A 12408-nucleotide genomic window follows, 5' to 3' on the forward strand; every position below is an offset into this window, starting at 1 on the left:
AAGCAATATTACGCAGACAATAGTGATTTTAAGCAGATTAATCTTGAAAATTTTCATCAGTTGATCCTTGCAAAAGTTCAAAGTAAAACTTCAAACTTTTTGGCTAGCTGTTAACTAAATAATTGAATATTTAATGCCGTTCTCAGCAATCTTTCATCTATATTTAGACTCAAATTTTTTCAACTTTATGTAACACTTGCGGTTTAGATGTTTCTAAAGAAAACCCGTAAATTTCTCGCCACATATTCCGGCTTGCAATTAAAAGATACGAACCAAGAACTATGCAAACTATGACAGCCAACATAGGTGTTTCTAGAGTGTGGCTTCCCATCAAAATTGAGATGCCTAATCCGATTAAGATAAAGGGAATCAGAAAATTACCATAGCGAGTAATTGCAGAAGCGATCGCACCAACTTTGGTCAAACAGTAAGCAAGATAACACCACACACCCACCATCGAGAAGAACACTCCAACAATGATGAGCAAGTTATCCCAACTGGTACTGGCAAATAATGGCATATAGATCCCGATGTTGTCGCCACCGTTAGCAACCGTTATCGCTGCAACACCATAGGTTTGGGGAGCAAGTAAACTTGATAACCAAGATTGAGATGAGTTTGAAGATTGGGTATCTGCTGCTGTGTCTTCATTTTCAGTATCTGGATGTAGTAAGCGACTGATGGCGATCGCAATTGGAACCATACCGAGTAAACCAATCCAGGATTCTGGTAAGATGCATTTACCCAAAAAACTTGGTAAACTTGCAATTACTAACGCACTAAAACCCAAGTATTGACCAATAAGAATATGGCGACGACGAAAGCAACTACTTACTTGGGAAAAAAACAGTGACAAAACAACAATATCATCGAGATTAGTTGCAGCAAAAGCAGTCAGTCCTGTAGGAATAGCAGTTAGTAATCCGCTCATTACATAGTATCTCCGTGCTGGTGTCAGCAGTTATTGCTTATTGGTTTTTGAGAAGTGATAACTGGATAATTGGTAACTGATAACTGCATAGTTTTACTTTATGGCTCACTACTATTGAAAGCAAACAGTCTTTTTTTTCAAATCCATAGATGGAAGTTATAAATGTCTGCCAACCATACGCTTAATAACTATTTGTAAGAAGTACAGTTTTTCGATTGATTTACCGTATAATACTTTTGTTATGATTCAAATCACCACTTAACTAGTCGGTAAGTAGCTAAAATGACATTGGAGCAGTTGCGAATTTTTCTAGCTGTTGCGGAACTGTTGCACTTTACTCGCGCCGCAGAAGCACTTTATATCACCCAACCAGCTGTCAGTGCTGCGATCCAATGTTTAGAAACAGAATACGGTTTGAAGTTATTTCATCGGATTGGTCGTCATATTGAAATCACGGATGCTGGAAAATTATTGCAAGGTGAAGCGCAGAAAATTATTGATCAAGTCCGATTAACTGAACGTGGTTTGAAAGAATTAAATAATCTGCAACGAGGAGAGTTAAAGCTAGGTGCAAGTTTAACAGTAGGGAATTATTTTCTCCCCAAAAAAATTAGCCAATTTAAACGACTATATCCTGGTATTTTTGTCAACTGTACACTCGGAAATGCCGAAGAAATTTGTGAGGGGACTGCTGTGGGGATGTATGATTTGGGGTTTGTGACAGGAGATATCAAACCTACCTTACAACAAAGTTTAGAACAAGAAGAGATTGGGAGCGATCGCCTACAAATAGTTGTTGGTAAATCTCATCCTTGGTTTGAGCATCTAGAAATTTACCTTGATGACTTACTCAATACTAGTTGGGTAATGCGTGAATCTGGTTCTGGCGCGCAACAGATGTTTGAACAAGCCTTACAAAATTGGGGAATTGAACCCAGCCAATTAGATGTTGTACTAAATTTAAACAGTAGCGAAATGGTGAGAGCAGTGGTAGAGAGCGGTGTTGGTGCAGCTGCTATTCCTGAATCTATAGTCAAAAAAGAATTACAATTAGAAACATTACACGCCATAAAAATTATCGATTCTTTAAGAGGATCTCGCAAAAGACTAGAAATTGTCCAACCTATTTGGAAGTTGAAACATCGTCAACGTTTTCAAACACAGGTAGTCATAGCTTTTGAAAATTTACTCAGGGAAGATGATGCACAAGTGGCTTAGATATAACAGGGAACTCTGAACGGGAACTTTACTTATTTTTGTTTAGAATAATTACTAAACAAAAGCAACTAACTGCTAACTTAAATAAGCTTAAAGATTGATTCTTTAAAAGAAGATAACTACCAATTCCTATTAATACTATAGGAAATATATAATTCCCATATTTACTTAATATATTTGCAATTTGAGAGTAAGAAGTAAATTTATAAGCTAGATAACACCAAATTGCTATTAACAGAAAAAATACAATCACAATAATAATAAAATTATTTAAACTACCGCTAGCAAATAACGGGACATAAACGCTGATATTATCACTACCATTTGCAATGGTAATAGCTGCTACGCTGTAAGTATGTGGATTGAAAAAATTTGCAGTATCTGAATTTTTATCATCTACATGTGTGATTGCAATTTCTTCAGATATATTTTCTTCTTGATTGATTAAACTGCTAATACCCATTGCTATTGGTATTAATCCTAGTAATCCGAGCCAATGCGGTGCTATGACTGATCCACTAAATAAGCCAGGAAGACTAGCAATTAACAATACTGTAAAGCCTAGATATTGACCAGCAATAATGTGCCGACATCGGAAGCTAGAATCAGTTTGAGAAAAAAGAATTAGTAAAATGACGATATCATCAATATTTGTTGCGATGAAGGCTGAAATACCAACTAAGAGTGTAGGAATAAACTCACTCATTTCATATATCCTGAGCTATTTCTTGAGCAAGATGCATGAAAAATAAATCTATTGTTTAGTAAAATACTATCACTGACAGTTCCCTATGAATAATACTATCACTATTATTACTCAGAGTGTAATTGCTTTTATCGCTACTAATATTGACGATATCCTCATTTTACTACTCTTTTTTTCCCAGATAAATACTAATTTTCGTCGCCGGCATATTGTTGTCGGTCAATATCTTGGTTTTACTATTATTATTATTGCTAGTTTACCAGGTTTCTTTGGTGGTTTAGTAGTACCGCGAGCCTGGATCGGTCTATTGGGAATATTACCGATCACAATTGGGATTAAACAATTATTTAATCAAGAAACAGAAAAAATAGAACTTCAAACAGTGACTAGCGATTTTACATCATCTAGAAATGCTAACCCTCTGTTATCCTTTATTTCTAGTCTTATCAGTCCTCAAACGTATAAAGTTGCAGCAGTCACATTTGCTAATGGTGGTGACAATATTAGTATCTATATTCCATTTTTTGCTGGCATTAAGTTTAATAATTTACTAATTACTCTGGCAGTATTTTTTATTATGGTTGGTGTTTGGTGTGCTGTAACTTATCTATTTGCTCGGCAAGCAACAATAGCATCTTTTTTAAGTCACTATGGTAGTAAAATTGTGCCTTTTGTACTAATTATTTTAGGTTTGTATATAATGTATGAAAGAGGTACGTTTAGCTTATTAAGCTTGATAAAATACTAAATCAATTATTTGGCATAAGCCAACCTTAAGCTAACCATCATTAATAGGTAAATAAATAACAATAAAATCGCTAATTGAGAAATATTTGAGTAAAAATTAAAGCTTGAGTCTATACTTTTTTTATTTTGTGTCATAAAATACGGTATATCGATAGAAAATAAGTACTAAAATGCTGAATATTGAAAAAGTCGGTACAAAACAGACACCACAAACGACCATAAAAGACTTACCCAAAACATTTTTGCAAAAGCTCAGAGGAGGATTCTTTTTAGTTATTGGATATTTATTGTCACCATTATGTTGGTGGAACGATTTAGTTTTCAATCTACCGATCGCTTATTTTTTTGGTTATATCTGTAGTCTTTTCGCCCCTAAATTATTTATGCCTTGTGCCATTATTGGCTACTGGTTATCTAATATTGTTGGTATTATCTTGATGCAAGCAGGTGCAATTGAGTTTTTCCAAAAACAACCCCAAGAACGTAACATAAAGAAAGAATTATTGACAGGTTTAGTTTCTTCAACCGTGTATACCTTGATAATCCTATTATTAATTCAATTTAAGATTCTTGATACACCCAATTTTTTCTCGAATAGTTAGCAAATATAAGATTCATAACCCCGATTGATGAAATATGTCGGGGTTGTTTTTTTATTGTTCAGATATTTTCAATAGTTCACTGATATTCAAAAATCTTGGAGTATCGCCACTAACCATCAGAGGTAATTTTCCATTCCATTTTTCTATTGCTTGTCTTTCCAAAATTTCCGGTGTCAAACTCTGATGCAATAATCTATTAACTTCAGTTTCTCCTTTAGCTAAATTAACTTGAGCCTCTGCTTGTTTGACTGCTTTGAGTGCAATAAATTCTGCTCGTTTTGCCTCCTGTTCTGCAATTTGTTTTGCTTCTACTGCTTCACTAAATTTGTCGGAAAAATTGACGTGAACTAGTGAAATATCATCAACTGCAATGTAATAATCATGCAATCTTTTTGTCAGTGCTTCATCTACTCCTAATTTAACTTCTCCTCGCTTAGTTACTACTTCTTCTGCTGTGTACTTTGCGATCACGGCTTTTAAAACTTCTTCTACAGCTGGATTAATAATTTTCTCAACAACTTCTTTTTCAGTTCCAATTTTTTGAAAAATTAAATTTACTTCTCCTGGTAAAATATGCCAATTAAGTGCAACCTCTGTAAAAACATCCTGCAAATCTTTAGCATAAGCTTCCGCAGCTATTTGCTGTTTTTGAACTCTAACACTAATTTTTTTAACTGTATTGACGATTGGTATAATAACGTGAATACCTTCATCTAATACTATTTGATCTACTTTGCCAAATTCCATTAATACACCACGTTCTCCCGCATTTATAATTACAAAAGGTGTCAAAATAATAGTGATTAAAAATAAAATCGCAGTGAATTTACCAGCACTATTCATCAGTGTTATCTTTTTCATACTTGCTTAAATATTTAAGAATATTACTTTAAGTCGATTGGTTTACCGTATATTGTAATATTACACTGATTCCATGATCAAACAACACAGTGAGGAATGACGGAAATCAATTACCCCTCTAAAAAGTCATTAGTCACAAGTTAAATAAGTTACTCAGTATAAAATTTTAAGTTATCATACTTGAGTAAGGTTTTTTATATCAGTAATTTCATACAAAATAAGCCAGGGATCTATCCCTGGCTTAAATACTCATGTAGTCGGCGCTGATTTAGTGATACTGATATTGAGTTACGATTCCTTGGGGTAAGAATGCATCTTCTAAATCAGCCCCTAGCAGGTTTGCTCCTTCTATGTTCGCTGTTGTAAGATTTGTTTTTTGTAAATCAGCTTTTTGTAGGTTTGCTCCAGAGAGATTTGCTCCTTGTAAATTAGCTCCCTCTAAATCTGCATCATATAGGTTTGCTCCAGAGAGATTTACTCCAGAGAGGTTTGCTTTGCTTAAATCTACTCCTTGCAAATTAGCTGTTTGTAGATTAGTTCCCTGTAAATTTGCTTTTTCTAATTCTGCTTTTAGTAAGTTTGCACCTTCCAAATTCGCTCCCATCAAGTTTACCCTTTCTAGTTGTGCTTCAACTAGGTTGCATCCAACACATTCATTAGTTGTTAATAAACGTCTAACATTTGCTGCTACAGGATCTACAAACCATGTTGTTAGTGGTGTGGCTGGTGGAGCAGGTGTGGATTCTGTAGGTGCAGGTAATGTTTCTGATTGAGCTAAGGCGTTGGGCTGGTTAATTAAAGAAAACCCTGCTACCAATACAATAAATACAGCAGTTACAATCCAGGAAGTTAATTTTTTGGAATATAGTTTGTTCATTAGTTTATTCCTCTTAAACTTGGTAATCTTTTTTATCTGCTTTGAGTTCACGTTAATTTCAAGATAAAACTAAAAAAACTCTGAAAGCAAATATTATTATTTTTCCTAATAATAAACAAAAATGATGATTTTCTTAAGGTATTTACTTTCACTTAAAAGCTGCTTTTAGTTTTATTTCATAATTATTTAATTATGCTTGTAAATTTCAATAAATAACTATATGTATTTGAAAAGAGTTGCCACATTGGGAACAAGTTGAAAAGTACCGCTCTTCATCATAATCGAGTATCCTAGCCACATTAACACCCAGGGGAAGATTTTTCGACCATAGCGAGCCATAAGCGGAGCAATGAGAGGATTACGAGTCAGATTGTAAGAGAGTAAGCACCATAGCCCAACAGTCAAATAGCAAACACACAAAATTACTCCTAAACTTGGCAAATTAGTAGTAGCAAATAAAGGTACATAAATACCAATGTTGTTTCCTCCATTAGCAATAGTTACTGCTGAAACACGGTAAGTTTGAGGATCGTGTAGAGTTGCTAATAATGATTGTTGCTGACGTCTAGGTTTGACCGAATTACTAAACTTAACTGACACATTTTGTATGGTGTTGCCATTGTCATATTGACTCATGAGATTACTGATACCAATAATAATTGGTAAAATGCCTAGAAGCCCAATCCAAGCTTCTGGAAGAAATAAACCGCCAAAAAAACCAGGTAAACTCGCAAATACTAATGCTGTAAATCCAACAAATTCACCGATGATAATATGCTTAGGATGAAAGGTGTGATTAACTTTTCCAAAAAAAGCTGTCAAGTAGATATTGTCATCAAAGGTAGTTGCAAAAGCGGCAGAGATGCCAATAATTAAAGTACCAATTAGCCAACTCATAGTTTTTGCTCACAAAAGTTTAAAATTACTTCTTTAATCCTTCTCTGCTACTAAGAAGTGAAGGCAGTTCAGGAGATAGTTGAAATGTTTTTATATCTAGGCGATCGCCATTAATTAGATTTGAGATTTTCTTTAAACTCAGCTTGTTATGAATATTATGTGTTTCTGCAAACAAGAGCAAATATTCTTTTTTTTGGAAATAATAAATAGAAGTTATTAAATAAATACAAATCGCAGGAATAAAAATTAGTCAAAGCATAACTCTCTGAGTTTTGATATGCTGTATAAACAGCGATTCACCGCAAATATAACCGTATAAACGGAAGAGTAATTTTTACGCCAGCTTTAAACACTCAATTCCGTTTTGGAAAAACGCCTTTTTCCACTTACCTGATAAAACCAGACGAAACGCCCAGTATTGGCAGTTGGAGCCTCATGTTTATCTCCACAGAGCAACATTTTGACTACGTTTGCTCGTTTCACCTCACGCTTGTCTTGGCTGTTTTCGAGAAACTCTGGAGCGCGATCGCGCGATCGCGACATGCAACATTAACACCACAATAAGTAAGAATTTTTATAAGAAGAAGAAACTAGGTAAATTTCAAGATGGATATCAAAAACGGCTTTGTCGGTACTGTTGGTAACACACCACTCATTCGCTTAAACAGTTTCTGTGAAGAGACGGGTTGTGAAATTCTTGGTAAAGCAGAATTTCTCAATCCTGGCGGTTCCGTAAAAGACCGCGCTGCGCTTTATATTATTGAAGATGCAGAAAAAAAAGGTTTACTAAAACCCGGTGGCACAGTTGTAGAAGGAACAGCAGGTAATACTGGGATTGGATTAGCACACATTTGTAACGCTAAAGGCTACAAATGCCTAATTATTATTCCTGATACCCAATCTCAAGAAAAGATGGATGCTTTGAGAGCATTAGGTGCTGAAGTTCGCCCCGTTCCTGCTGTACCCTATAAAGACCCCAACAATTACGTCAAATTATCTGGTAGAGTTGCCAGTGAAATGGAAAATGCGATTTGGGCAAATCAGTTTGATAACTTAGCTAATCGTCAAGCCCACTACGAAACCACAGGCCCAGAAATTTGGACACAAACAGAAGGAAAAATAGACGGTTGGGTAGTAGCAACTGGAACAGGTGGTACTTATGCAGGTGTGTCTCTATTTCTCAAAGAAAAAAATCCAGATATACAATGTGTAGTTGCTGACCCGATGGGTAGTGGACTTTACAGCTACATCAAAACTGGTGAAATCAAGATGGAAGGAAATTCCATTACAGAAGGTATTGGTAATAGTCGGATAACCGCGAACATGGAAGGCGCACCAGCTGATGACGCGATTCAAATCCACGATCAGGAAGCCCTACGGGTAGTATATCAACTACTACGGAAAGATGGTTTATTTATGGGTGGTTCTACAGGTATCAATATCGGCGCAGCTGTAGCCTTAGCAAAACAGATGGGGCCAGGACACACCATAGTTACCATTTTGTGTGACAGTGGTTCTCGCTACCAATCACGTATATTTAACAACGAATGGCTACAATCAAAAGGGCTTTTACCAGAATAGTCATTGGTCATTGGTCATTGGTCATTAGACTTCTTTATAGCGCTTCTCGGTTGTGTGCAATACGCTGCGCCCAGACGTTACATGTAACGTCTCTACATTGTTTGTGGCGGTGTATTTGATTCAAATGAGAACTGCTATAGTCCTTATTTTTTAAGCACGCGCATTCTTACTACAAACCCTTAATTCAAACTTGACTAATGACTAAGGACTAATGACTGATGAAATGTATTCGCGTCTGCCAAAATCGTACTTGTCGTAAGCAAGGAGCTGCTAAAGTATTAGCAGCTTTTGAGGTTATATCTGTCCCTGATGTAACGGTAATGGGTAGCGGTTGTTTGGGACAATGCGGTAATGGGCCAATGGTATTGGTTGTGCCAGATATGGTTTGGTACAGTGGCGTTTATCCCAGCGAAGTACCTTTAATAATTGAACAGCATTTATTAGGTAATCAAATTGTAACTAAGATGCTCTATCATCGGTTTCATCCTCAAGGACAAAAACAATAACTAAGTTTTTTATTCATTGTCTGTAGGAATTTCTGCCAGGACTTTTGTTGACTGAAGCGAGATATTTCATGAATATTCAGCAGCTACGTGAATCCTTAAAACTAAAGTGGGTGAAATACTATTTTCAAAATCGTCCCTGGTTAGTAAAAATGCGAATCTGGGGTACATATGATGGTGAACGTCGCCCTTCTTCTGGCTTTATTTTGGCAACTTTATCTGTTTTAGAACCAGAATTGGATGAAATATTACCTTTACTTTTGGAATTAAATAATAACCCGGATTGTATAGTTACAGCTTTGGGTTTAAACTTTAATCCTGAAGAACAACTCCATTTACTTGAAGAAGATAATAATAATGATGCAGAAGTAGAAACAATTGAGGAAAAAATACTTCCTGAAATATCAACTAACGGCAAAGTTGATTCCCAACCTCGCTCTGCACTTTCATCAAATAAGTTACATCCATCCCAAAAACGCTTAGAAACCAATGGAGTTGTTAAGCAGGATACTGGTAGTAGGATAAGTACGCAAGTACACAATCAAAAAAAATCTGTATCATCGCCGACTGTGGTAAATAAATTGGAAAGTAGGGGTACATCAGTACCTACGTTAGCGGTGATTAATAGAACTAACAATGGTAAAGCTTTACCTGCACTTGCTGTTATTGGTAAAGCTGAAAGCAACAGTAAACCGACGCTTACGCCACTGCTGACAGTGGTTAGCAAAACCGAAAATAGTAGTAATAATAGTAAATCTGTGCGATCGCTCCTCATGAGCAGTAACATCAACAAGGAAAGTCAGTCAATCTCATATGTCATCGCTACTAGCAAGATGGACAGCAAAACTAAGTTAGCCTTGATACCACCACAAGACCTCGTAGATAATGTCAATTCAGCCCCTACCAAGCAAAACTATAAACTCGCTTCTTGGGTAGATGACTTTTGTCAAGGTTCAAGATGGGACAAAGATGAAGCTATTTACATTCCCTATTGAGTTTTTTTCCAGACTGAATTTGAGCGTGATTCATGTTACGAAATAAGGAAGCGATCGCTACCATTTATTTTTTACGATCCAAAATCCAAAATGGTAGCGTTCATCTAATTCTATTGTTATCTGGTAATTCATTTTTACCTGTATAACCAGTAGCCACCCAAACTAATGATCTCACGCCATCGCGGATAGATTTGCCAATGGGTTCTGCTTGAGAACTACTAGAAGGAACTGACACTGGTTTAAAATTAATTCCTCGACTACCCAAAACAATCTCACCGATAACTGTGGCGCGTCTCATATGATAGTCAGAAGTAACTAAGTAGACATTTTTAATGTTATTTTTTTCTAAATCCTCCACTAGAGTGGTAAAGTTCTCTACTGTGTTATTGGCTCGATAATCCAAGTGTAAGCGTTGATGATTAATCCCCGCTTTGGCAAATACTTTTTTTGTTGCTGTTGGTGGACTACCTCCAGAAATCCAAATCGGTAGGTTAGGATGCTTACGGGCAAAATCTGCCGTAAATTTTTCTCGTTCTAATTTTTTTGTGGAACCACCCAAGACTAAAATTGCTTGCGGTTGTGTAAATTGACCTTGGATTTCCTTATAACCCCACAACGTGACTAGTGGTAGGGTAAGAATCATCAACCGAGAAGATAGATTTTTGAATAGTGGCTTTTTCAAGGTTCTATCAGTTTGTCAGCTTCAACAATTTTTCTTGAAAAAGAATTTAGATCAGCCAAAATTTGAGAAATTATCCCAAATTGATTTTTGGGTGATTTCCCTATTTGGCAGGCGATCGCAAATGCCAAGAAACAAAAGGCATCGATCAACTTGCTGCTAGATTTTAGCTGCTATTGAGGCAGATGCAAAGTGTTTGTGCAACCTTAAATATTAAACTTTTTAGACGACGGGACTGGCCAGACTCGAACCGGCGACCTAGCGCTTAGGAGGCGCTCGCTCTATCCAACTGAGCTACAGCCCCAAAATAATGGATATCACTCCTCATGATACCACTTTTAACAGTTATCAGTTACCAGTTATCAGTTATCATTTTTTTGCTTGGATGGAAATTCCCCACCATACGCATAAAATGACTGTTCACTGTTTTAATGAGACTGCCAAGCATCATTCCAGGGCCCGCCGCCTATTTCTAATCCACAAGCTGAACTGTGTGCTTTCAGGATAATTTCTTTGTCATTATTCTTTTTTTCTCGCAGTTCTATATTTAATTGCCCTTGTAAAGTGTCACGACAGCAAAATAGCAAACCATTTTCTGTCGGCGCACGTAAGGGAGTTCCTGGTAAATCGGTGATTCCTGTTAATTCAACTTCGTAGTCAGAATTTCTAGCTTGCATTTGCCATTGACCCCAAGGTTGAATATTCCAGCTAACTTGGGAGTTCCAAGGTACAAACTCGTAAAATTTGCCTTGATAGTGGATACCAATCATTGCTACAGATTCCATCCACCACAACACCCCCCGTCTACCACCGCCAGCAGTTAGGGCTAAGTCAGGAATCTGTGAAAAACTATTGCAGTTTGCCCAAAACCATTTTTGAGGAAAAGCGCCACCCCAATTTTTTTCACCGTAAGCAGGTGCGTTAGTGAATTCGTAGCGTTTGCCATTCCAGTCTATCCAACCGCTAGCCAAGCCATGGGCCATCAAAATTTGCCAACCGGGTTCAAAAATCTGCAAAAATGACAACCAGCCTGCGGTTGATTGTTGTATGCTGCGGCAATTTCCCCAACCATACACGGGTTGAATTTCATATTGCCAACGACAATATTGACCAGTGCTGGGATCGCTGATTATGCCTTGATTTAAAGTAGCTGTGGCTTGATAGCCTTGTTGAACATGACCCTCAAATTTTTCTGGTTCCAAGTAACAAGGTTGAATATCCAGATTACTTTGACCCCAATGACCCAAAGCTAGCACATCTGGCTTTGCCCAAAAATTTTTGACTTCCGGGAAAGTACGACACAAATACTCATCATTCGGTCCCAAAACTTGGGCTGCACCACCACTATGGGGTTTACCGCCAATGGGGTCTTCGATAGAGTACATAAAGGCGAACGATTGATTTTCATCAGGTAAAGTCACGCGGTAGTACCAACCTTCAAAAAAGCGACGGCTACTGTGATCCCAGTGATAACCACTGTGAGGAGTTTGGGTGGTGTCAAAAGGATTGCTGAGAAAATCAAGCATGATTTCTGTTGACAGGGATTTAGGAGTGTAAAAGGAGATGGATGTTAGGAAATCGCATTTAAATTCACCTAACACCCTTTTTTAGTATGGGCGATCGCACTCACTTGTTGGCAGTCTCAATGAAACAAGTTTCATCGCCAAATATAAAAAAGGTTTTTCTCCTACACCTCTACACTCTTACACCCCTACAAACTAATCCATTCTCCTGCCTTAAGCAGTACCTTTATTTATCTGTTGTGGGTAATGAGGATTTCTAGGCACAGATTGGAGAACTTTCTTGGCAGA

At 36.9% G+C, this 12408-nt stretch carries 13 protein-coding genes, 1 tRNA gene and 1 pseudogene; 6 read left to right on the plus strand and 9 right to left on the minus strand.

Translation table 11 applies throughout. The features are described from left to right. Positions 1-169 precede the first annotated feature (169 nt). Entirely contained in the window at positions 170-931 is a 762-nt protein-coding gene (locus AC5JMK_RS08085; protein ID WP_096675106.1) for a cadmium resistance transporter, read from the minus strand. Positions 932-1213: 282 nt separating this feature from the next. Between AC5JMK_RS08085 and AC5JMK_RS08090 the strand changes: the two genes are divergently transcribed. Next, positions 1214-2149 carry a LysR substrate-binding domain-containing protein gene (locus tag AC5JMK_RS08090; RefSeq protein WP_495909833.1) on the plus strand — a complete coding sequence of 312 codons (936 nt, stop codon included), beginning with the start codon at positions 1214-1216 and terminating at the stop codon, positions 2147-2149. A gap of 28 nt (positions 2150-2177) precedes the next feature. Here AC5JMK_RS08090 and AC5JMK_RS08095 read toward each other — a convergent pair whose 3' ends face one another. After that, complete coding sequence (locus tag AC5JMK_RS08095; RefSeq protein ID WP_096675104.1) at positions 2178-2855, minus strand: cadmium resistance transporter; 678 nt, start codon at positions 2853-2855, stop codon at positions 2178-2180. A gap of 85 nt (positions 2856-2940) precedes the next feature. Here AC5JMK_RS08095 and AC5JMK_RS08100 point away from each other — a divergent pair, with 85 nt between their 5' ends. Then, complete coding sequence (locus AC5JMK_RS08100; protein WP_096675103.1) at positions 2941-3603, plus strand: cadmium resistance transporter; 663 nt, start codon at positions 2941-2943, stop codon at positions 3601-3603. A 169-nt stretch (positions 3604-3772) separates the two neighbouring features. Next, positions 3773-4204, plus strand: coding sequence for a DUF7980 family protein (locus tag AC5JMK_RS08105; RefSeq protein ID WP_495909834.1), 432 nt, complete (start codon positions 3773-3775; stop codon positions 4202-4204). Positions 4205-4255: 51 nt separating this feature from the next. Here the strand turns inward: AC5JMK_RS08105 and AC5JMK_RS08110 are convergent, their stop codons facing one another. From AC5JMK_RS08110 to AC5JMK_RS08125, 4 genes and pseudogenes are all read right to left on the minus strand, one after another. Next, complete coding sequence (locus AC5JMK_RS08110) at positions 4256-5065, minus strand: prohibitin family protein (RefSeq protein ID WP_096675101.1); 810 nt, start codon at positions 5063-5065, stop codon at positions 4256-4258. A 268-nt stretch (positions 5066-5333) separates the two neighbouring features. Beyond that, the gene (locus tag AC5JMK_RS08115; RefSeq protein WP_495909835.1) at positions 5334-5942 is read right to left on the minus strand and encodes a pentapeptide repeat-containing protein; all 609 of its coding nucleotides are present in this window, start codon (positions 5940-5942) and stop codon (positions 5334-5336) included. Between the two features lie 216 nt (positions 5943-6158). Further along, the gene (locus tag AC5JMK_RS08120; RefSeq protein ID WP_495909836.1) at positions 6159-6839 is read right to left on the minus strand and encodes a cadmium resistance transporter; all 681 of its coding nucleotides are present in this window, start codon (positions 6837-6839) and stop codon (positions 6159-6161) included. 340 nt (positions 6840-7179) lie between these two features. Then, positions 7180-7382 (minus strand): annotated as a pseudogene (locus AC5JMK_RS08125) (helix-turn-helix domain-containing protein); the annotation flags it as partial. 63 nt (positions 7383-7445) lie between these two features. On the opposite strand from AC5JMK_RS08125, the gene AC5JMK_RS08130 reads away from it, so the two are divergent. The 3 genes from AC5JMK_RS08130 to AC5JMK_RS08140 all read left to right on the plus strand — a co-directional run bounded on the left by AC5JMK_RS08130 (position 7446) and on the right by AC5JMK_RS08140 (position 9918). Then, complete coding sequence (locus tag AC5JMK_RS08130) at positions 7446-8420, plus strand: cysteine synthase A (RefSeq protein ID WP_096675097.1); 975 nt, start codon at positions 7446-7448, stop codon at positions 8418-8420. A 218-nt stretch (positions 8421-8638) separates the two neighbouring features. Continuing rightward, entirely contained in the window at positions 8639-8926 is a 288-nt protein-coding gene (locus tag AC5JMK_RS08135; RefSeq protein ID WP_096675096.1) for a (2Fe-2S) ferredoxin domain-containing protein, read from the plus strand. Between the two features lie 68 nt (positions 8927-8994). Continuing rightward, positions 8995-9918 (plus strand): DUF5331 domain-containing protein, encoded by a 924-nt coding sequence (locus AC5JMK_RS08140; protein WP_495909837.1) that lies wholly within the window; start codon positions 8995-8997, stop codon positions 9916-9918. A 100-nt stretch (positions 9919-10018) separates the two neighbouring features. On the opposite strand, the gene AC5JMK_RS08145 is transcribed toward AC5JMK_RS08140, so the two are convergent. From AC5JMK_RS08145 to AC5JMK_RS08155, 3 genes are all read right to left on the minus strand, one after another. Next, positions 10019-10561, minus strand: coding sequence for a YdcF family protein (locus AC5JMK_RS08145; protein WP_096675094.1), 543 nt, complete (start codon positions 10559-10561; stop codon positions 10019-10021). A 266-nt stretch (positions 10562-10827) separates the two neighbouring features. Then, a tRNA-Arg gene (locus tag AC5JMK_RS08150) sits at positions 10828-10901 on the minus strand. Between the two features lie 124 nt (positions 10902-11025). After that, the gene (locus AC5JMK_RS08155) at positions 11026-12123 is read right to left on the minus strand and encodes a tocopherol cyclase family protein (RefSeq protein ID WP_096675093.1); all 1098 of its coding nucleotides are present in this window, start codon (positions 12121-12123) and stop codon (positions 11026-11028) included. Between the last annotated feature and the right edge of the window lie 285 nt (positions 12124-12408).

This window comes from Pelatocladus sp. (genome assembly GCF_059505505.1).

Coding starts and splice junctions, on each gene's coding strand:
- AC5JMK_RS08155 (WP_096675093.1), bottom strand. CDS start 12,123: ATGCTTGATTTTCTCAGCAATCCTTTTGACACCACCCAAACTCCTCAC.
- AC5JMK_RS08140 (WP_495909837.1), top strand. CDS start 8,995: ATGAATATTCAGCAGCTACGTGAATCCTTAAAACTAAAGTGGGTGAAA.
- AC5JMK_RS08145 (WP_096675094.1), bottom strand. CDS start 10,561: ATGATTCTTACCCTACCACTAGTCACGTTGTGGGGTTATAAGGAAATC.
- AC5JMK_RS08095 (WP_096675104.1), bottom strand. CDS start 2,855: ATGAGTGAGTTTATTCCTACACTCTTAGTTGGTATTTCAGCCTTCATC.
- AC5JMK_RS08130 (WP_096675097.1), top strand. CDS start 7,446: ATGGATATCAAAAACGGCTTTGTCGGTACTGTTGGTAACACACCACTC.
- AC5JMK_RS08085 (WP_096675106.1), bottom strand. CDS start 931: ATGAGCGGATTACTAACTGCTATTCCTACAGGACTGACTGCTTTTGCT.
- AC5JMK_RS08120 (WP_495909836.1), bottom strand. CDS start 6,839: ATGAGTTGGCTAATTGGTACTTTAATTATTGGCATCTCTGCCGCTTTT.
- AC5JMK_RS08105 (WP_495909834.1), top strand. CDS start 3,773: ATGCTGAATATTGAAAAAGTCGGTACAAAACAGACACCACAAACGACC.
- AC5JMK_RS08110 (WP_096675101.1), bottom strand. CDS start 5,065: ATGAAAAAGATAACACTGATGAATAGTGCTGGTAAATTCACTGCGATT.
- AC5JMK_RS08090 (WP_495909833.1), top strand. CDS start 1,214: ATGACATTGGAGCAGTTGCGAATTTTTCTAGCTGTTGCGGAACTGTTG.
- AC5JMK_RS08115 (WP_495909835.1), bottom strand. CDS start 5,942: ATGAACAAACTATATTCCAAAAAATTAACTTCCTGGATTGTAACTGCT.
- AC5JMK_RS08135 (WP_096675096.1), top strand. CDS start 8,639: ATGAAATGTATTCGCGTCTGCCAAAATCGTACTTGTCGTAAGCAAGGA.
- AC5JMK_RS08100 (WP_096675103.1), top strand. CDS start 2,941: ATGAATAATACTATCACTATTATTACTCAGAGTGTAATTGCTTTTATC.